The sequence below is a fragment of the Pseudidiomarina salinarum genome (assembly GCF_000753715.1).
Taxonomy (GTDB): domain Bacteria; phylum Pseudomonadota; class Gammaproteobacteria; order Enterobacterales; family Alteromonadaceae; genus Pseudidiomarina; species Pseudidiomarina salinarum.
In genome coordinates, this window is record NZ_JPER01000004.1 from 187,706 (window position 1) to 207,824 (window position 20,119).

The 20,119-nt window shown below is 55.8% G+C and carries 19 protein-coding genes; 6 read left to right on the forward strand and 13 right to left on the reverse strand.

All coding sequences use genetic code 11. The features are described 5' to 3' along the window. Window positions 1-100: 100 nt before the first annotated feature. The 7 genes from IDSA_RS12245 to IDSA_RS08510 form a co-directional block, all read right to left on the reverse strand. A complete protein-coding gene (locus IDSA_RS12245) occupies window positions 101-466 on the reverse strand; it encodes a hypothetical protein (RefSeq protein WP_084694090.1) in 366 nt (121 codons plus the stop codon). Further along, on the reverse strand, window positions 457-1,056 hold the full coding sequence (locus IDSA_RS12250; RefSeq protein WP_051986187.1) for an ornithine cyclodeaminase family protein: 600 nt from the start codon (window positions 1,054-1,056) through the stop codon (window positions 457-459). The genes IDSA_RS12245 and IDSA_RS12250 overlap by 10 nt, the downstream gene beginning before the upstream one ends. 13 nt (window positions 1,057-1,069) lie before the next feature. Further along, on the reverse strand, window positions 1,070-1,567 hold the full coding sequence (locus tag IDSA_RS08490) for an Lrp/AsnC family transcriptional regulator (protein WP_034775971.1): 498 nt from the start codon (window positions 1,565-1,567) through the stop codon (window positions 1,070-1,072). 115 nt (window positions 1,568-1,682) lie between these two features. After that, window positions 1,683-3,401, reverse strand: coding sequence for a M61 family metallopeptidase (locus IDSA_RS08495; protein WP_051986188.1), 1,719 nt, complete (start codon window positions 3,399-3,401; stop codon window positions 1,683-1,685). Between the two features lie 30 nt (window positions 3,402-3,431). Then, window positions 3,432-4,610 carry a pyridoxal phosphate-dependent aminotransferase gene (locus IDSA_RS08500; RefSeq protein WP_051986189.1) on the reverse strand — a complete coding sequence of 393 codons (1,179 nt, stop codon included), beginning with the start codon at window positions 4,608-4,610 and terminating at the stop codon, window positions 3,432-3,434. Further along, the gene (locus IDSA_RS08505) at window positions 4,603-5,946 is read right to left on the reverse strand and encodes an APC family permease (protein ID WP_051986190.1); all 1,344 of its coding nucleotides are present in this window, start codon (window positions 5,944-5,946) and stop codon (window positions 4,603-4,605) included. The genes IDSA_RS08500 and IDSA_RS08505 overlap by 8 nt, the downstream gene beginning before the upstream one ends. Before the next feature lie 20 nt (window positions 5,947-5,966). Further along, window positions 5,967-7,451 (reverse strand): S10 family serine carboxypeptidase-like protein, encoded by a 1,485-nt coding sequence (locus tag IDSA_RS08510; protein WP_051986191.1) that lies wholly within the window; start codon window positions 7,449-7,451, stop codon window positions 5,967-5,969. A 268-nt stretch (window positions 7,452-7,719) separates the two neighbouring features. On the opposite strand from IDSA_RS08510, the gene IDSA_RS08515 reads away from it, so the two are divergent. Then, a complete protein-coding gene (locus tag IDSA_RS08515) occupies window positions 7,720-8,595 on the forward strand; it encodes a sensor domain-containing diguanylate cyclase (RefSeq protein ID WP_034775973.1) in 876 nt (291 codons plus the stop codon). A 51-nt stretch (window positions 8,596-8,646) separates the two neighbouring features. Here IDSA_RS08515 and fic read toward each other — a convergent pair whose 3' ends face one another. Both fic and IDSA_RS08525 read right to left on the reverse strand, forming a co-directional pair. Next, window positions 8,647-9,726, reverse strand: coding sequence for a protein adenylyltransferase Fic (gene fic, locus IDSA_RS08520; protein ID WP_034775976.1), 1,080 nt, complete (start codon window positions 9,724-9,726; stop codon window positions 8,647-8,649). A gap of 155 nt (window positions 9,727-9,881) precedes the next feature. Next, window positions 9,882-10,757: a YicC/YloC family endoribonuclease gene (locus IDSA_RS08525; protein ID WP_034775978.1), complete on the reverse strand. Its 876-nt coding sequence runs from the start codon at window positions 10,755-10,757 to the stop codon at window positions 9,882-9,884. A 150-nt stretch (window positions 10,758-10,907) separates the two neighbouring features. On the opposite strand from IDSA_RS08525, the gene rph reads away from it, so the two are divergent. Together rph and pyrE are read left to right on the forward strand one after the other, a co-directional pair. Then, on the forward strand, window positions 10,908-11,621 hold the full coding sequence (rph, locus tag IDSA_RS08530) for a ribonuclease PH (RefSeq protein WP_034775980.1): 714 nt from the start codon (window positions 10,908-10,910) through the stop codon (window positions 11,619-11,621). 29 nt (window positions 11,622-11,650) lie between these two features. Continuing rightward, entirely contained in the window at window positions 11,651-12,295 is a 645-nt protein-coding gene (gene pyrE, locus IDSA_RS08535) for an orotate phosphoribosyltransferase (protein WP_034775983.1), read from the forward strand. A gap of 4 nt (window positions 12,296-12,299) precedes the next feature. Here pyrE and IDSA_RS08540 read toward each other — a convergent pair whose 3' ends face one another. Beyond that, window positions 12,300-13,979 (reverse strand): cyanophycinase, encoded by a 1,680-nt coding sequence (locus IDSA_RS08540; RefSeq protein WP_034775985.1) that lies wholly within the window; start codon window positions 13,977-13,979, stop codon window positions 12,300-12,302. A 149-nt stretch (window positions 13,980-14,128) separates the two neighbouring features. On the opposite strand from IDSA_RS08540, the gene IDSA_RS08545 reads away from it, so the two are divergent. Genes IDSA_RS08545 through fieF form a run of 3 tightly spaced genes read left to right on the forward strand, consistent with a single transcriptional unit; the run spans window position 14,129 to window position 17,014 of the window. Continuing rightward, window positions 14,129-15,592 (forward strand): type 2 periplasmic-binding domain-containing protein, encoded by a 1,464-nt coding sequence (locus IDSA_RS08545; protein WP_034775987.1) that lies wholly within the window; start codon window positions 14,129-14,131, stop codon window positions 15,590-15,592. A 20-nt stretch (window positions 15,593-15,612) separates the two neighbouring features. Next, window positions 15,613-16,077 (forward strand): tRNA (cytidine(34)-2'-O)-methyltransferase, encoded by a 465-nt coding sequence (locus IDSA_RS08550; RefSeq protein ID WP_034776223.1) that lies wholly within the window; start codon window positions 15,613-15,615, stop codon window positions 16,075-16,077. Between the two features lie 16 nt (window positions 16,078-16,093). Then, complete coding sequence (fieF, locus tag IDSA_RS08555) at window positions 16,094-17,014, forward strand: cation efflux pump FieF (RefSeq protein ID WP_051986192.1); 921 nt, start codon at window positions 16,094-16,096, stop codon at window positions 17,012-17,014. On the opposite strand, the gene IDSA_RS08560 is transcribed toward fieF, so the two are convergent. The 3 genes from IDSA_RS08560 to IDSA_RS08570 are packed head-to-tail and all read right to left on the reverse strand — an operon-like array spanning window position 17,015 to window position 20,073. Continuing rightward, complete coding sequence (locus IDSA_RS08560; protein ID WP_051986193.1) at window positions 17,015-17,992, reverse strand: alpha/beta fold hydrolase; 978 nt, start codon at window positions 17,990-17,992, stop codon at window positions 17,015-17,017. A 19-nt stretch (window positions 17,993-18,011) separates the two neighbouring features. Next, window positions 18,012-19,388, reverse strand: coding sequence for a sensor histidine kinase (locus IDSA_RS08565; RefSeq protein WP_034775989.1), 1,377 nt, complete (start codon window positions 19,386-19,388; stop codon window positions 18,012-18,014). A 7-nt stretch (window positions 19,389-19,395) separates the two neighbouring features. Then, complete coding sequence (locus IDSA_RS08570; protein ID WP_034775991.1) at window positions 19,396-20,073, reverse strand: response regulator transcription factor; 678 nt, start codon at window positions 20,071-20,073, stop codon at window positions 19,396-19,398. Window positions 20,074-20,119: the final 46 nt, after the last annotated feature.

Consider the following 20,119-nt stretch of genomic DNA (forward strand, 5'->3'; position numbering starts at 1 on the left):
CGAATCTAGCGAAGATCGCGAAAGGAGTTTATGCGTTTGTACGGGTATTTTTGGCGGATTTAGAAAAAATATTGCGCAAAAACTGTCCACAGAGCGTTATCTATTCATTAAGCATCCGATGCTTAATATAATTGACCGCAGCGAGGTCCTGACAGATATGCCCGAGTGATTTATAGACGGTGATTGCCTGCTCCGATTCGCGTCCGGATTGGCGCCCGGCCAGAATTTCACCAATTTCGGCGTGAATATGGCTTTCGTCCACTGCACCAGCGGCTATAGCCCGTTTTAGCTCGGCGCCGGCGGCCAGTGCCGAGGCGCGGCTGTCCACCACAAACTGGCTGTGCTTAACCAGCTCAATATCAATTTCGTACGGCCCATCGTAGCTCGAACCAACCACATTGATATGGGTGCCGGGGCGCACCCAGGCATGCAGCAGAATAGGTTCTGGCGAGGTAGTCAGGTACAGATCACATCGGCTTCGGCGGCACCCGCCTGCACGTTATCGGCAATTTCGATCGCCAGGCCGGTCTGTTCCTGCATGTTATCGACAAAGTGCTGCGCGCGCTCCGAATTGCGGCCCACCACCAGCACGCGTTCGAAATCCCGCACTTCGCGTAGCGCCAGCAGGTGCGATTCGGCCTGCGTGCCGGTGCCCACAATCAACAGGGTTTTGGCGTCAGCGCGCGCCAGCACGTCGGTGGCTACGGCGCTCGCCGCGCCGGTGCGGATTTTGGTCACTTCGTGGGCGTCCGCAACATGGGTTACCTTGCCGACTTTACGGTCGAACAACACCACCACACCACTGTGAATGGACTTTTTCAGTTCGGGGTCGTCATAGACGCTGATAATCTTACTGCCAAAGCCGATGTCCTCGTCAAAAATACCCGGCATCATGGCAAACACGCTTTCATCTCCCACCCGGTAGATTTCGCGCAGTGGCTGCTTGGCATCGCTGGTTGAAAACTGTTGCATGGCGGCGCGTACCGCCTCAATACAGCCAGGATAGTCGAGCCATTTTGCAACATCGTCGCCTTGCAGGGGGGTAAAGCTGGTCATTGTTTCCTCTCATTTATTGATTGGTATTGGTGAGATTAATAATGCGTTGAACGGGGAGCTCGGTGGTAAATTTTATTTCTTGCAGGGTAATAGTCGACTGCACATTGAGTACGCCCGGCAGCTGGCTGAGCTTTTTAAATACAAAGGTCTGGTACCATTCCACCGATGGCGCGATCACTTTCAGCAGAATATCCATATCGCCGAACACCGTGTGGCATTCCAGAATTTCCGGCGTACTTTCAATGTGCCGGATAAACTCATCACGCTCATGATCTTTCAGCGTTGCCATACGCAAAAATGCGTAAATATAATTCAGATGGCCGAGCTTGGATTTATCCAGCACCGCCACATTACGTTTGATAAAACCGTCGTCTTTGAGCCGCTGAATACGGCGCCAGCATGGTGACTGTGACAACCCGACCCGGTCGGCGAGCTCGCTGGTTGAAATAGAACAGTCGCGCTGCAGCTCGGTGAGTATCATCAAATCAAATTTATCCAGTTGTACCTGCATAATGGCCTCTGTTTAGCTTCTAATTAACGGGGCATTTCAGCATTAACATGCCTCATACGCGCTGCGAAGTAAATAAACCATCTAACATGTAACAATTTGTTGATAAATTTAGTCCTTATTCGTCATCTTTCAGCCGCCATTGCGGTGCCCTGACCTGCTCGCCGCGCGGCAGATAGGTCACGTCGAATATCTCGTCGCCGCGCTGAATTTTAAGCGTCAGGGTGGCCTGCTGGTTACCCTGAATGGAGTCCTGCGGTACCGGGTCGACGATGATATCGCCCTCTTTAAGCCCAGCTTTTGCCGCGTTTGAGCCTTCAATTAAGCCTCGAACCCGGCGCGGTTGTTCTGTCAGTGCCGCCGGCGCAAAGCCCAGCTCGTAACGGCGGAAGGTATCGGTGTAGCGTTCAAAGCGTGGCCCCAGTGCCGCATCAGGCAGTTCCACCAGTGCGCCCTGTTGTACCTGCTGAAAACGCGTAACTTCCGCGACACCGGCAAATTTCTCCAGTGCCTGCAGCCACAGATCTTCGGTAAGCAACTCACCGGCCTGTTCCTGCTCACGCAGATAAACCAGCAGATCATTTAACGATAGCTCACCGTCAGAAGCCTGCTGCAGGCGGTGATTGAGCGCGGCAAAATAGAGTGAGCCCCTATCGTACGGCAGCACCCGGATACGGGTATCCAGCCAGAAGCCTTCCGGCACCTCGCTGTTCGGGGTGTCGTTCATGATATTGGTGTAGTAGCGGACAGCGGTCGAATTGAAACTGGACAGATACTGTTCGTCGCTGGCCATACCGCCCTGCAGCGGGATCAGCCACTGATAATAAACCGCCAGGCCTTCGCTGAACCACGACGACTCAAGCCCGCCGGGTTTAGCTAAACCGCCCAAAAAGGTATGAAACATTTCGTGCGACAACGTGCCTTTCAGCTTCTCGGCATCGGTGTGCTCATCGTAGGTGAGAATAAAAGAGCTGCCGCGCGCCATGCCGCCGCCCGGGTTGATGTCGTTGCTGCGCATGAACACCACATACTGCGCGGCCTCGTCCACTTCAAAAAAGTCATTGTAATACGCATAGAGCTGCTCGGCCCATTGCATCAGTTCCAGGGCATCAAAGGGCGGCTGACCTTGCCAGGCGGTTACAAATTCACCCCGCTCTGAACTGTAGTGGCCGATATCGCCGTACATAAAGTAGGTAGCGCTGAATTCAGCCGGGCTGCTGAAGGTCTGAAAACCGGTATCGCCTACACCCAGGGTGCTGACCCCGGTTTTGTTGTTTTTGCCGGTGGTTGCGGCTCGCGGCCAGCGCACGCGGTACTGCAATTCGCCCTCAATAGCAGGCTCCAGCACCACAATACCGGTACCGGCGGAAACAGATTCGCCGGTAGCACGCAGCTCAATAGGTGGTGCAACACCCAGGGCACCGGCTTGTTCCGGTACTTCGGCCTGATAGCGAACTGTTATAGGCCCCGTAGTGGCGCGGCTGGCTTGCCACTGCTTGATAGCCTGGTCGGTGCTTTGGTTTTCAGTCGGGTTTTCAGTCGGGTTTAAGCTGGCTTTAAGGGTGAAAGGACCATCAGCGTCGGCGGCAGGCAAATCGCCAAGCGTTTGCGCGACGCTGCCCACGTTAGTAATAACCTGCGGCAGGCTGAATACGGTCTCGTTTGCAGCAAAGTGCCTGCCGTCAACTTCCAGAGTGACTTCAAGGGCCTGCACGCGGTCGTCCCCGATCACTGGCGCATAACTGACGGTGACCGCAACCGGCTGTGTCTGCGCGGCTGCCGCTACTGTATACGTCAGTGCCAGCGCGCAGAGTCCGCGGCTTATCATTCGACCCATGTCAAAGCTCCCTGTTTGTTGCCTGCCAGCTTATGGCTGGCGTATGTAGGCGCGGATACCGGCGGTTAACCGCTCCAGCGCCACATGTAAGTTATCTATCGTTTCTGGCACGCCGACCCGGATAGCACCGGCAAAACCAAAGTACTCGCCGGGTGTTATCACCACCTCAGAGCGCTTAAACAGCCAGTCGGCAAAATGCTTGGTGTCTGTCACGCCCTTAAGTACCGGAAAATACATGCAGCCGTATTCAGGTAAGTAGTCGTTAATCAGACCTTCTTTAATAAGTTCGCGCAGATGGGCGTCAATGACGGGTTTCATCGCCGCCATTTGCTGCTCGCGGTAATCGCTGTATAGCGCGCGCTGCTCAAGCACCAGCCCGGCGATGGCATGGCCAATCTTCGAGATACCATATTCATGCAGGTCACTGAAGCGGCGCAGCGGATCAAGCCACTGTTCGGCAGCGATAATCCAGCCGCAGCGCAACGAGCTTAACCCATGGGTTTTGGTGAGGCTATTAATGGCGATGATGTTATCGCCCAGATGCGCGGCAGTGCGCGACGAACTGCTGGCTTCAGCGTAGCCCAGGTAGACCTCATCCATGACCACCAGGCAGCCGTGCTGCGCGGCGATGCCGGCGACTTTGCGGATCATATCGTCATTCAGCCGGGCGCCCGACGGGTTGTGCAAATTCGAGAGCACGATTAACTTGGTCTGATCGGTGATTTTCGCCGTCAGTTGGTCCAGGTCCGGCGCGAAATCAAGCTCCGGCCGACGTTCAATCCAGTCGATGTTGAGGGCCCGCTCTTCGGCGAGGATGCGGAAAACATCCAGCGCCGGCGATTCAATAAGCACATGATCCCCCGGTTGCGTGAAGGTACGGTAGATCAGCGACAGCGCGGTAGTGGCGCCGGTAGTACACAATAACTGCGACGACGGCACATCGTAGTGGCGACTGAGAAAATCCACCACCCGCGGATTGCCGTTCACGAAAACACTCTGGTAATAATCGGTAAAATTATCGCAGAAGTTGGTTTTTAAAGTCTCTTTTAACAGGTCGAGCGGCTCGTTAAACGAGCTGCCGATCAGCGCATAGTCCTTGGTGTTGTTTGAGGTCATCACGCTGCGGATCCACTGCGCATAGCTGTTGGCGTAGTTGGCGGCCTGTTTGCTCGTGAGGTTCGCCTCAGCCTGGGTCTGCGATCTAGCCATGGGCATTCTCCTCTGCGTCTGCCACCACCGGGATAACCCGTTGGCGTGAATAAAGCAGCCAGAATATCCAGCCTGCAATAAGCCAGCCGCCAATCAATATGTACGGCCGCCAGTCGGCGGACAGCCCCAGCAAAATAACCGCCACCGCCAGCACTACGCTGATGCACGAGGTCACTTTGACAAAGCCTGGCGAGAATTTAAGTCTGGCGCGCTTCCGGATGACCGGGAACTTACGCACCACCTGCACCGCTGCGGCTGAACAGGCCATGTACTTGAACATGGTCGGAATGTTTACTGCCAGCAACAAGAAGGTCAGGCTGGGCGGCAGGAACAAGCCGCACATCACCAGCGCATAGGCCGTAAGAATGGCTATCCGCGGGGTTTGGTTGACGCCCGAAACCTTGCCTAAAGCCGCCGGCAATGCCTGACTGCGACCCAGCGCAAACAAGGTGCGCGAGAACACCAGCGCAAGTGAATTCACCGTAGTCAGAATGGATACCGTTGCCGCACCTACAATCACCAGTAACGCCCAGTCGCCCATGGCCACCTGACCGGCATCGAACAGCGGCGCGCTGCTGGTGGCTAATGCTTCAGGGCCAATCAGCGCCAAGGCCACGTAGGCCACCGCGGAGTAAATTACAGCGGTGAGCGCGATTGCCAGCACAATGCCTTTGGGAATGGTGCGCTCGGCATCCTTGATTTCGCCGCCCATCTCGACCGCCGTTTCGATACCTAAAAACAAGCTGATCAACAGCGGTACTGCGCCCAGGATGGCCCACCAGGAGTTATCGAAAATTGGCCCGACCATTGCAATGTCGCCCTTGGTAAAGCCAGTGGTGACGAAAATGCCCAGCATGATCACCAGCAGAACCATCATCGCCAGCTGCGCCCGCGCGGCGCTTTTGCCACCAAGCAGATTCACCCCGAATACGACGGTGAAAATCAGTGCCATGGTGGGTTTTAGGGGTAACGCGGTGACCATCGATAAGTAGTTCACCAGCACCAGGCCGAGCACGGTGATGGCGCCAACGTTGGTGAGCAGGCGCAGCCAGACCACCAGGAAGCCGACAATAGGACTTAAATAGCGACGCGGCCATTCATAAGAAGCACCAGTGCGCGGATCTGCCGACGCCAGATAGGCGTAGGACATGCCAAAGAAGACCATCGGAATGGCGGCGAGCAGGATGGCAAGCAGTAAGCCGGATCCGGCTTGCAGTGCAGCCGGCTGAAACACCGAGAATATGGATACACCGATCGCGGTCCCGGTGCCGAACACCACGACACTGGTCAGCCCCATGGTTTTCTTCAGTTGCGATGTGGTTACATCAGTTGTCATTACGTCTCCGCCTGCTGCGTTTATTCTTCGCCTTGAGTGGCACTTTTAATAAAACTGCGAATATCGTCGGTCAGTTCTCTGGCACTTTTATCGACGGTGTAAGCCATGTGCCCGCCAACGTAGTTGCGCAGCATAACCTGCTGTTCCGGCCAGCTGCTTTGCTGCACCAGATAGGTGGCGGCGCCCGACGTAGTGGTCAGGTCATAGTGCCCCGAGCCCACAAAAAGGTGGAAGTCGGACACTTCTGCGAACACTTCGTCCAGGTGCGCAGCGTAATTGAAATGGCTGAACGGGCTGTTACCGCCCCATTCCCAGTCAGCCAGAGAAGTGATGCCCGGCGCCGACAAGATATAGTCTTCGGGAGAAGCATAACCCAGTTTGTTTTTCAGGTAGTCTGCATGACCTTTCTGAAATCCTTCACTTAAAGCACGCGAGGCATCAACAGCTTGTTCCGGATCATAGTCTGCGACATAACGCGCATCGTAATAGCCGAGAATTTTGCCCGGCAGCAAAGCGGTACGAAACTGCACTTTGCTGATCTTTAACCGGTTTTCTATGTAGAACTGGTGGGATATCCCCGTGAACCGTTCCAGCTCTTTAGCTACCTGATGCAACTGGTGCTCGCTGATGGCGCGGCCCTTAACGAGGGCACTGAGATACTGGTTTTGCGCAAACTGCCAGGCTTTATCGAACAGCTGCTCTTCAGTTAAATCACCGTAAGCCGATTTGCCATGATAGGCGGCAGTAAGAGCCAGGGTTGGCAGTGAAGCCACGTAGCTGATGACGTTGTTCGGACGCTGGGAATACTCAACCATATTCACGGCCTGACCGAACAGCAGCACGCCCTGCAGATTCGTCTGCTGGTAATTATTGACTAGCTGCCGCGCGGCAGACGTAGCGCGCATGGTGCCGTAGCTTTCACCAAATAAGAATACCGGCGCCTGCTCGCGGTGATGCTGCTTCAGCCAGTTGGTGATGAAGTCAGCAACCTGCTGTGCATCAGCGGTTACGCTGTAAAACTCATTGGTAGCGCGGCCTTCGGCCACTCTGCTATAACCGGTCTCAGGTGGATCCACATAGACCAGATCGGCGATATCCAGCACAGAGTAGGGGTTTTTCTCGATTTGCCAGGCTACGGAATTATCGGCTGCCAGTTCGGTGCTGTCCGGGAAAGCCACGCGATAGGGCGACAATAAACCCATATGCAGGTACACCGACGGCACAATAGGGCCGCCGTTGAACAGGAAAATCACCGGCTTGTCATGCGCGGCTTCGGTGGTGTACGAGGTGACCACCATATCCGCGCTGTGGACGCCATCTGTATCAAAGGTGCGCACTTGTTCAATGGTGGCAGTGTATTTTACCGGCCCAGACTTGGTGAGCGCTTCGCCTTCTTTGCTGTGGGGCAGCCCCGCCGCGTTTGCCGTGACTGTGCTGATAAGCAGCGCCAGCGCGATGCCGCATGCGGATTTTAATGATGACTCTTTCGTTTGCGCACACAACATGCGAGCTCCCTGCTTTTTATTTTTTTGCTATTCAGACATTCTAAGCAGGATAGCGAGAAAGTTTATGCGGATTCAGGATAAATTTCAGAAGGTGCAGAAAAAATTATTCGCAGAAAGCGGAGAATGAGGACAGATGATTCAATCAGGCCCGGTTATTTAATCGGATATCGTCGATGGTGGGGACATTTTTTAATTCAGAGGACCCGCACGCGCACCCGTGTTAGGCTACAAATACAACGAAAGGACTCCGGGCCAACGCTATACCCCTATGAACAAAGCCGCATTCGCTCAACTTGCTGAATATATGGACTTGCTGCTCGACTGCATCTGCGTGGTCGACGAGGACCATTATTTCACTTATCTGAGCCCGGGCGCCCGCCGGGTGTTTGGCTATAGCCCTGAAGAGATGGTCGGCCGCTATATGTTTGATTTCATTCATCCCGACGACCGTCAGGCCACACGCAACACCGCCACCGGCGTCAACACGGGTGAGCAGGTCTATCACTTTGAAAACCGCTATATCCGTAAGGATGGCTCTGTTGCACATATCTTATGGTCGGCGCGCTGGTCTGAGCGTGACGAGATGCGTGTGGGTGTGGCCCGCGATGTATCCGAACACAAGCACATGGAACAGGAGCGCGAGCAGCTCATCAAGCGGCTTGAGCAGATGGCACTGATGGACCCGTTAACCGGTCTGCCCAACCGCGCGCTGTTCTATGACCGGGTTAATTCCGCACGGGCGCGGGCAAAACGCGATGGCGTCGGGCTTGGCCTCTTGTATCTGGATCTGGATAAGTTCAAAGAAGTGAATGATGAATACGGCCATGCCACCGGTGATGCGCTGTTAAGCAGCGTCGGGCAGCGCATTAAGCACGCGGTGCGCGCCACCGATACCCTCGCCCGCCTCGGCGGCGATGAGTTTGTGGTGCTGGTGGATGGCGTCAACGATATGGCATCGGTAAAGGGCGTCGCCGACAAAATCGACGAGGCCATGCGTCACCCGTTTAAGCTACCCGATGGCGAAGTCGTGATGTCCCTGAGCATTGGCCTCGCGCTTTCGCCCGAGCATGGCGAAACGGTGGAAGAGTTGCTGCATCATGCCGACCAGGCGATGTATCGGGCGAAGCGGGGTGGCGGCGGTTGAGGTAGTGAGATTGCGCGTGGGGGAGGGCTTTACCCGTGGTGGAACCACGGGCTACTGGGTCATTAGCTGCATTAATTTGGGGTGAACGAAGAGTTTTTCCTTTCCTGATGGTACTTCCTCTAAAACACCGATATCGACAAGATCTTTCAGATACGTCGAAGCCGTTTGTCGTTTGGCGATTCCTCGTTCAACCAGATTGCTGATACGACAATACGGCTGTTCAAAGATAAGCTGTACCAGCTCATAGCTATATATTTTAGGCAGTTCTGTCCGGATATAGTCCGTCGTGCTTTCCATAAGCTCTTTAATGGCTGCGATTTTTTCGACGGTCCATATCGCCGTTTGTTCGACACCTTTAAGCATGAACAGAAGCCATTCTTCCCAGTTTTGTTCACGGGTAACTTGGTTAAGCAGGCGATAATAATCTTGCTTGTTTTGCACGATATAGCGACTCAGGTAGAGAATCGGCAAGGTTAATAAATCCTGCTCAATCAGATATAGAACATTGAGGATACGGCCGGTTCGGCCATTTCCGTCATGGAACGGATGAATAGCTTCAAACTGGTAATGGCTAACAGCCATTTTAATGAGTGGATCAAGATCATCTTCCTCGTGAAGGAAGCGCTCCCAGTTGGACAAGAGGTTACGAATCACTTCCTCTCCGACTGGCGGCGTATAGATTGTTTCACCTGTCGTTTGATTACCAATAATGGTGCCGGGAACTTTACGGATATCCATTTGGGTATGCTTAAGTGTGCTGCATACCTCAATCGCTGTGGCAGTGCACAAAGGTTTCTTATCTAACTGTACAAAGCCCTGATAGAGCGCAGTTCTGTAACGTAGCGCCTCTTTTGTTGCATGATCAGCCCCTTTATCTTCCTGAGCGTGCTGAAATAGCTGATCCGTTGTTGTTACGATGTTTTCAATTTCAGAACTGTCTTTCGCCTCAAGAAGTGGCAGCAAATTGATCAACATACTCTGGTTAGGAATTAGCTCTCCAGCCTTTTTTAACTCAGCCAACGCAGCGCGCGCCGAAATACAAGCCTTCAGGACCTTCCGTGTTTCAAGCACGTCAGCGTCAGGTGGAAGGAGAGGCAGTTGATTGTAGGGCTGCTCGGCTTGCCAGTTCATGTTTAAATTTCCCCGAAATTTCGACACGTTGTCATTTAATGTCAGTTTATGTCGATCGAATCGACATTACAACATTATATGTCGATTTTTATTGATTTTATCGACATGAGATGGTGGGGGAGGTTTTGCCCGTGGTAGAACCACGGGCTACATCATCATTCGATGTTCTGGATCTGTTCTCGCATTTGCTCGATTAGGACCTTTAGTTCGACGGCGGCGGCGGTGATTTCGGCGTTGATGGATTTTGAGGCCAGGGTGTTCGCTTCGCGATTAAATTCTTGCATCATAAAATCTAAGCGGCGGCCGCAGGCTCCGCCTTTGCGCAGGATCTTGGTGGTTTCTGCTACGTGAGCATCCAGGCGGTCGAGTTCTTCGGCAACATCAACTTTCTGGGCGAGCATGATGAGCTCTTGCTCGACGCGCTGGGGGTCGAGTTCGACCTGGGCTTCGGCGAAGCGGGTCTGCAGGCGCTCGCGCTGCCACTGCAGCACTTCGGGCATGCGGCTGCGCACGAAGCTGGCTTGTTCGGAGATGCCGCTCAGGCGCTCTTCCAGCAGGTTCTTCAGGGCGGTGCCTTCGCTTTCGCGGTTTTCAATAAATTCGGCCAGGGCGGTTTCAAAGGCTTTGAGCACGTCGGACTGTACGGCATCCAGGTTCTCTTCCTGCTGAGCCACTACGCCGGGCCAGCGCAGCACGTCGATGGGGTTCAGGTACGAGCTGGAGCTCTGGTTGGCGATCCAGTTGGCGCTGGAGATCACGCTTTTGGCCAGTTCCTCGTTCAGATTCAGGGCGGTTTGCTCGGCCTGCTCCATGTGCAGGCGCAGGTTGCATTCCACTTTGCCGCGCTGCAGTTGCTTGCGCAGACGCTCACGCAGGGTGTTTTCGATGCCGCGCATGGCGTCGGGCAGCCGGAAGTAAGTCTCCAGATAGCGCTGATTGACTGAACGCAGCTCCCATACCGCGCTGCCCCACCCGGCCTTTAGCTCGTGGCGCGCATAGCCTGTCATGCTCTGAATCTTACTCTGGCTCATATTAAATCCCTGTTGTTGCAAACCTCACATAGCCGCTAAGTTTATCACCATTTGCGCACTGGCAGCCAGCCGACGACAGCGCCCCCGTGAACTGCTATAATCTGCGACCATAAATTTATGATGCCAGCTATCAGTCAAGAGGAATGCCCTATGCGCCCAAGCGGTCGTACTGCCCAACAAATTCGCCCCGTCACTATTACCCGTAATTACACCCGTCACGCCGAGGGTTCGGTGCTGGTGGAGTTTGGCGAAACCAAGGTGCTTTGTACCGCCAGCGTTGAACGTGGCGTGCCCCGTTTCTTAAAAGGCAAAGGCCAGGGCTGGGTTACCGCTGAATACGGCATGCTGCCACGCGCTACCCACACCCGCTCAGACCGTGAAGCTGCCCGCGGCAAGCAAGGCGGCCGTACCGTTGAAATTCAGCGCCTGATCGGACGCTCGCTGCGCGCCTGTGTGGATTTATCCGCGCTGGGCGAGAACAGCATCACCATCGACTGCGACGTGATTCAGGCCGACGGCGGCACCCGCACCGCGTCCATCACCGGTGCCTGCGTGGCGCTGGTCGATGCGCTGAACTGGATGCGCAAGCTCAACATGGTCAAGTCGAACCCGCTGAAAGGCCTGGTCGCAGCGATTTCTGTCGGTATCGTTAATGGCGTACCGGTGGCTGATCTGGATTACGCTGAAGATTCCACCGCTGAAACCGACATGAATGTGGTCATGACCGAAGCCGGCAAGTTTATCGAAGTGCAGGGTACTGCCGAGGGCGAAGCCTTCTCGATTGAAGAAATGCAGGAAATGCTGGAGCTGGCCCGTCACTCGATTCGCGAGCTGATGGATATCCAGAAAGCGGCCTTAAATTAAGCGTCAGAACTTGAAACCAGGAACAACCGATGAAAGCCTATCAACGTGAGTTTATTGAATTTGCCATTAACCGCGGCGTGCTGAAGTTTGGCGAATTCACGCTGAAGAGCGGGCGCGTAAGCCCTTACTTTTTCAACGCCGGCCTGTTTAATAAAGGCGCGGACCTGGCCCGGCTCGGCCGCTTCTATGCTGCCGCGCTGGAAGATTCGAACGTCGATTACGACGTACTGTTCGGCCCTGCTTACAAAGGCATTCCTATCGCTACGGCCGCAGCCATCGCGCTCTTTGATACCTATCAGAAAGATGTGCCTTATTGCTTTAACCGCAAAGAAGCCAAGACCCACGGCGAAGGCGGCAACCTGGTCGGTTCGCCGCTCAAGGGCCGGATCATGCTGGTGGATGATGTGATCACCGCCGGCACCGCCATTCGCGAGTCCATGGAGATTGTCAAAGCCAACGGTGCGGAACTGGCCGGGGTGCTGATTGCACTGGATCGCCAGGAGAAAGGCAAGGGCGAACTGAGCGCGATTCAGGAAGTGGAACGTGACTTTAACGCGCCTGTTATTAGCATTGTCGGGTTGGACGAAGTAATCACTTACTTACAGCACAACCCGGATATGGAAGCTTATCTTGACGCCGTGGCCGCCTATCGGGAAGCCTACGGCGTCTCATAAGTGCTTACATGTTTTGCGCTGGCTTCCAGGCCACGCCCATCCGGGCATTTAATACCTGACACTCACCACCGGCGCTCTGCCGGATGGTGCCTTCATCAGCCAGCACCGTCATCTCAAACGCATCCTCGACCAGCGTGAACGAATCCCGCTCGCGGCAAATCAGACGCAGTGAATCAATGGCGCCGCGCTTACCCATAAAGCGGGTGGTCGGGTCTTCCGTCACGATGCCGCCCTCGGTGGGCAGAGTCACGTTGGTGATGTCCTGATCCGAAATATCGCCGTAGGCCCCATCGGTCACGTAATGGAAGGTCGAGGCCGCCGCGGTTGCGGCATCCTGGGCACCAACGATAAAGCTGACGCCGCGCTTACCTTTGACTTTAAACTTGTTATTCAACACATCCACCAGCAGCAGGGTTTCATCATCGATACCGACGCCCAACTGGGTTTGCGTGGCTGCCGTCAGGCGCATCAGGCGGGCATGACGGCCTTTATCCGCAAATTCAGCATCCAGAGTGGCATAGGGGAACAGACCCAGGCCACCGAGCGGATGGTAGGTCAGGCTGTCGGGGTTTAAGTCCCGCGGGCAAGTCTCATCCAGGTTACAGGCCGGTGCCGGCGGCTGCGCCGAACGCGCGCCTTCTTTCATAGCCATGCGGCTGGTACCGTTGGTAATAAGCGGCCGGCCGGTCATCGCGATAGCGCCGGCGTTTTCACCACCCACCACCAGTTCATCATCCAGCATGCGCTGATAGATGGCGGTCAGCAGATCAGTCGGCTGGCTCAACGGATTTAGCAGCGCGCTACGCAGGCGGTGCTGGTCACCGTCGGCGAAGAAGATGGCGTCGGCATTAGCGACCATCTGCACACCGGCTTGCGGGTTCTTACAGAATTCCACTTGCTCGTTATGGCGTTCACCGTGCACCCGGGCGCGCTGGAAGGCATTGTGGTGCTCTGCCCGCAGCTTGTCGAGCTCGTCGCAGCGCTTGCCACGCTGGGCGGCGTTCACCGCGGCGTCAATCGGCAACCAGCTGGCGTTGGCGCCAGCATCGGCCAGCAGGCTGGTGTAGTAACCGGCGGCATTCAGCGAGTCGCGGGCAGCAGCGGTGACGACCAGCACGTTCGGCTTGCCGTCACTGACGCGCTGCGCCTCAGCTATAAAGGCTTTCATCAGCGCCGGCGCGGCTTTGTTCAGGCTCTCTTCCAGGTTTACGGCGATGCGGCGGTTTGGCTGCACCGGCATTTCCAGATGGTCGATGATCATGTCCCATTCGCGGTTCGACAGGCTATCGTATAAATGCTTGGTGACCCGCCGGGTAAACTCGTCCTGGAACACCCGCTCTGGCAGCACATCTTCTTTAATACGGTTTTTAATAGTATCCAGCGCGGCGTCGAGCTCATCACGAATCTCGCGGCGGTGCGCCGGCCATAAGTCGTCATGCAACAATGGATGCACGTACTTGTCGGTGAGGTTCAGAAAACGGTCGGTGCGCATGGTGCTGGTATCGATCCAGCCGGTTTCATCACAGCGGTCTGAGGCCATGCTCGAGCAGGCTTGCAATTCGCCGCCAATCAGCACCAGCTGATGGCTACCGGATGCTTCTGTTGTTGATGCCTGTGCAGCTACCGGGCCACTGAAGGCAAGGCTCACAGCTGCCGCTAAAACAGATAAAATTTGTGTCCGCATGTCGTTACTCCTGATTTGACGCGCCCCAACCTAATGCCAAAGCTAGCTTCAGTCAATGTTAGAGTACGCAGATGCCATAAAGTTTAGCTGGTTATTTTCGTACCGCGAACTGCTATACTTTAGCTACTATTGATTCCGGATAACGCGCTTTGAAACGACTTACATCGCTTGCAGGCTTAGCTACATTACTGGTGCTGACACTTGCAGCAACCCAGTCCGCTCGTGCGCAGCCGCCGCTGGTGGCACCTGAAGAACTGGTGTTCCGCGCCCCTGAACCCAGCCCGCTGACCAATTACGTTCTTGCGGTACTCGAAGAAGCTTACGCCGAACTCGGGATCCCGCTGAAATATGTCGAAATGCCCCGCTCCCGCAGCCTGGTTGAAGCCAACAATGGCCGCATCGCCGGTGAGTTAGGTCGCCTGCACGGACTGGAGGAAAAATACACCAATCTGCGCCGGGTCGAATTTCCGCTGTTCGCTTTCCAGCTGGTGCTGATTGCCGATCGCCGTGAGTGCGGGGTCTGCTCGCTGGATGATATTGAGAACCTGGCCTATATCCGCGGCATGCAGGGCATCGAGAATCTGCTGAAAAAGCACGACTATCAGCGCCCGACCGTGCAGGCGGTGGATCTGGAACAGCTTTACTTACTGTTTGAGAACAAACGCGTTAAAGCCATTATCCTCAATAACTTTGAAGCGCAGCAACTGGGCTTAACCGAAAACCGGCACCTGATTGAAGTGCCGTTTAACAGCGACATCGCCTACCACTATCTGCATAAGAACTATGCTGACCTGATTCCGCAGCTGGAGGCTATCCTCAACCGCATGCACGAAGAAGGCCGTACGGTTGAGCTGATGCGCGAACACGATGCCAGTTCGCTGCCAGGCCCGCATTTTAAAGCACCACCTGAATTTGGTGAGGTGTCTGCCACTGCCGGTTACTGGCGCCGTTACACCAACCTCAATGGCTCCGGTGCGTACTGGGAAATCATCAAACGCATTTTTGGCCCGGTCTCTGATGAACTTGAACTCAATGCCAACACCTATCAGCGCGCTATTCTGGGCCTGAGCGAACAGCGTTTTGATATTCTGGTTGGCTCATACGCCGGCCACCAGCCCTCGAACGCCATTGTGTCCGAAGTGCACTTTGATTATGACCGCCCGCTGTATGCCTTCACACTGGATGATGAAGCCATGGAGCGCCTGAAAGCCGGGATTCTGAAACGCCCGGTCTGCCATGTGGCCGGTTACGGTTACCATGAGTTTCTGCCCAAAGGATTGTCCTACTACCATGCCAACAACAGCCTGGACTGCTTTGCCATGCTGGATAAAGGCACCCGCATTGGCGCGGTGGTGAATTATCGCGAGAACATGCCGGACTGGATGGATTACCCCTACAAACAGTTGCCGCTGCACGGCAGCCTGCCCATTCACATGGCCTTTCAGGACACCCCGCGTGGTCGCGACATGAAAGCCTGGTTTGATCTACGCATGCGCAAAATGGTGGCCTCGGGCGAGATCGCCGAGATTTATAACGCGGTGGAACTGGAGCGCTCCAAATTCCTGTTCAGCCTGCCGCCTGAAGTCCGCGCTGAAGTGCAACCTGATCCCTGATGGCGAGTTCGACCACGACTATGTTTCATATTGCTCTGCACACGCCGGTGATGGCCGCTAACACCGGCAATGTCATTCGGTTGGCTGCCAATAACGGTTGCCATCTGCATCTGATCGAGCCGCTGGGTTTCGATTTTGAGGAGAAGAAACTCCGCCGGGCCGGACTGGACTACCATGATCTAAGCCGCGTCACCCGCTATCCTGATTTTGCCGCTTTTGCTGAGGCGATGGCGGGGCGACGGATTTTTGCCTGCACCACCAAAGGCAAGGTATCCTACACTGATGTCAATTATGCCGCTGATGATGTGTTGCTGTTTGGCTCCGAGACCGCGGGGCTGCCGCCTGAGGTGATGGATCAGATTGATCCGGCCCGGCGCGTCCGCATCCCGATGATGCCGAATAATCGCTCGTTAAATCTGGCTAACGCCGTGGCTATCATCAGCTACGAGGCCTGGCGCCAGCATAATTTCAGTGGATCATCCTAACCAGACGGATTAATTCATGCGTAAAGCTTTAGCCAAACTTCAGAGTAAGAACTACCAGAACCGCGACTATGCGTTCTGGGTGAAGCTGGCTACCCGCGCTTCGGTGTCGGTGGCGCTAACGCTGATCCTGGTGAAGCTGGGCGCCTGGTTTATGACCAACTCGGCCAGTATGCTGGCATCGCTGACGGATTCCTTGCTCGACAGCGTGGCGTCGCTCTTCACTTTCTTCGCGGTGCGCTATGCAGTGGTGCCTGCCGATAAAGAGCATCGTTTCGGGCATGGCAAAGCCGAATGCATGGCGGCGCTGATGCAATCGGCGCTGATTATCGGCTCGGCAACGCTGCTGCTGTTTCACAGTGCTGAGCAGTGGGTAGAAGGCGAGGCGGTGCAGCAGCCGGAAATCGGTATCTATGTGTCGATTTTCGCCATTGCCCTGACGCTGGCGCTGGTACTGCTGCAGCGGATCGCCGTCAAGCATACCCAGTCATCGGCCATTGCTGCTGATGCCCTGCACTTTAAATCGGATTTACTGCTTAATTCGTCGGTTATCGCGGCGCTGCTGCTGAGTGCCTACGGCTGGTACTGGGTGGATAGTTTGTTCGCGGTGCTGATTGCCATCTATCTGGGCGTGGGCGCGGTGCGCATCGGCTGGGGTGCCTTTCAGTCGCTGATGGACCGTGAGCTGCCCGATGACGAAAAAGAGCGCATCGTGAAGACCATCAAGGAAACCCCCGGTATTCTCGGACTGCATAACCTGCGTACCCGCGGTGCCGGGCCAACCCGCTTCATTCAGTGCCATGTGGAGCTGGATGACGATCTATCGCTGCGCGCCGCTCATGATATTGCCGATCATGCCGAGCGCCGGGTGCGGGACCTCTTCGAAGATACCGACGTGATTATCCATATGGATCCGGCTTCTGTAGTTCGGGATAAATAGTCAATCCGTCTGAAACCACTCCAGCATCGCCTTCACAGCCGGCTGACGATAGCGATCCTGCTCAATAAGCAGTTCGTGCCGGGCGCCTTTAATCCGTAAGATGCGGCTGTCGGGATGCGGGAACCGCTCCATGATTTGCTCTTGTGCCGCCTGGCACACGACGGTGTCAGCCCCCGCCTGAAGTAATAACACCGGGATCTTGATTTTGGGGGCTTCGGTGAGGGCGCGGCGCGTGGCGTTGAGGGCCTGATCGACCCAGTTGTAGGTGGGTCCGCCGAGTTGCAGCTCCGGGTATTTGGCGTACTGATCGCGGAACAGCTGGTAACGCGACGGGCTTTGGGTGAGATCATTCTCCGCAAAAGGGACTTCCCGGTAATCCGACATGCCCCAGAAATACCAGGGCCGGCTGGGCTGCAGCAGGCGATTGAGCAGGGTTCCGGTGCGGGCGATCAGACTAACCAGCCAGCGCGGCCGGCCGGGTGTATAGATGCCGAACATGGGGGCGCTGAGCACAGCGCGGTGGATGTGGTGCCGGTGCCGGGCAAGATACAGTGCGCCGATGGCGCCGCCCATGGAGTGCGCCAGCAGGTACTGCCGCAGTTCGGGGCATTCATTGCCGGCCGCTTCGGCAAACTTCGCGAAATCATTCACAAAATCATCAAAATGGTGCACATGGCCGTGGTGGCTGTGGTCGCTCAGCCGATCAGAACGCCCCTGCCCGCGGTGATCAAGAATCGCGACGGCATATCCTTGCTGCGCCAGTTGCCAGAGTAATTCCTGATATTTCAGCGCGGCTTCAAGCCGGCCGGGACTAATCAGGATTAATCCGCGGGCACTGTCAGGTACATACAGATACCAGTGCACGGAGATATCGTCTTCGCATTGCAGCTGTCTGGGCTGGACGTGTTCGTGCCAGAACGGCGCTACTGTGGTCTCGTGAAACTGACGCCACTGGGCATCATCATCGCCGGGATACACCTTCAGCTCTCTCTCTCTGTTAGTCGGATTCGGTTGGTTCTTCTACAGGAAGTTTAACACAGACTTCCAGCCCGCCATCAGGGTGATTGCGTGCCTCGACGCTGCCGCCCAGCACTTTGGCGGCGCGCAGACTCAGGGCCAGCCCCAGGCCCACGCCAGCTTTATGATGGCGCGACGGGTCACCGCGGAAGAACGGCATAAAGAGTTTTTTCAGTTGCTCTTTCGGCACGCCCTCACCATGGTCGCGAATGGCGATAATATATTCATGGTCCTGCCGCTGGCAGCTGAGCTCTACCGGGCCGCCGCTGTATTGCAGCGCGTTGCGCACCAGGTTCTCGAGCACCAGCCGCAGCAGCTCGGCATCGGAGTAAATAACCGGCCAGTCACCGCGTGCCGGCGCTTCGGGCAGCACCTTAACGCGACTGCCATGGCCCGCGTCAACGTAGGTTAAGTCAGCCACCAGCTGTTCCGCCAGTTCACGGGTATCCAGCTCGGTGGTAGATAAATGCACGAGACCGTTTTCCAGCCGTGACAACGACAGGATGCGTTCAATAATGGCGCCGAGCCGGTCCAGATCACGGTTCAGCTGCGCCACATGGGGGTTATTGGCCTGTTCGTCTTCATCATGGCTGAGCATCAACGCCACCTGCATGCGCGCCAGCGGTGAGCGTAATTCGTGCGATACGTCACTGAGTAAGCGGCGCTGGGCATCACGGGATACCGTCAGATCGTGGGCAGTGGTATGCATTGCCCGGGCCAGCTCGCCCAGTTCGTCGTTGCGCTGGGGCAGGCGTTTTAAATCCGGTACATCGCCGCCCCGGGCAATATCGCGCATGGCGTAGGTGAGCTGACGCAGCGGTCGCACCAGCCATACACCAAGCAGAATCGCGATAAGCCCGCTACCGATTAACAGTGCCAGCGTCTGAGCTTCCTGGGCTTGCTGTTCAGAAAGCACCTGTTGCTGACGCTCGGCGTCATTAAGTGGCCGGGTCAGCAGAATACTGGCATCGCCCTGCCGGAACGGCCCGAGCAACATAAAATTACTGACCGGTAGCTGTTGTGCGCTTTCGGCTTCGAGCTGCCGGATCAGCAGGCGCTGGTGCCGAGTGGCAAGGGTGGCATCCAGTTGCAGGCGTTCTGGCCCGGTCGGCGCCACGGTGGCGGCCACCCGGTAGTTGCCAGCCAGCAGCCGGCCCGGGCTGAGCGACTGAAAGGTGGCAGAATCGGAGAGTAACGGGGTCAGGCTATTGTAGACGTCTTCGGGTACCGGGGTGGGTTCGGCGGGCTTACTGAACCATAAGCCCAGCACATAACCCGAGCTGGCCACCGCAAACAGCAGCGCCCAGAACATGAGCAGCAGCCGCAGCGACAGAGACTGATACCAGCGGGTGCCCATTGTCAGCCTAAGCCAGCTTCAGCAGGCGATAACCACGACCACGGACGGTCTGGATACGTTCCGGATCTACCGCGATTTTTTTGCGGATATTACTGATATGCACATCCAGGCTGCGGTCAAATGGCGCCAGTTGCCGGCCCAGTGCCGCTACCGATAGCTGATTCTTGCTAACCACGTGGCCGGCGGCCTGCACCAGGGTGCGCAGGATATCGAATTCGGTTGGCGTTAAATCCAGCGGGGTTTCATCAACCCGCACTTCGTTATCGACCGGGTTAATAAAAAAGCCGGCATAGTCTATCAACTCGGGCGTTACCGAAGTATTCGGGGTGCGCCGTAACAGAGCTTTGATGCGCGCCAGCAGTTCTTTGGGATTAAAAGGCTTAGGCAGGTAATCATCGGCGCCCAGTTCGAGGCCGGCAACGCGATCATCGTCATCGCCACGGGCGGTAAGCATGATCACCGGCGTACTGCGGGCTTGCTGCCGCAGATGCTGCAATAGCTGAAAGCCGTCAATACCGGGCAACATCACGTCCAGCAAAATCAAATCATAGGAGCCGCTCAGGGCGCGGCGCAGACCAATCTCGCCGTCTGCCGCCAGGGTCAGCTGGTAACCTTCTTTGGTGAGTATCTGCTCCAACATGGCGCTTAGCTCAGCATCATCATCAACAAGTAGTAATTTGCTCATCCTAAAATCCTGGTATTTGTCATTTACAGCTTAAGCATTATGTAAA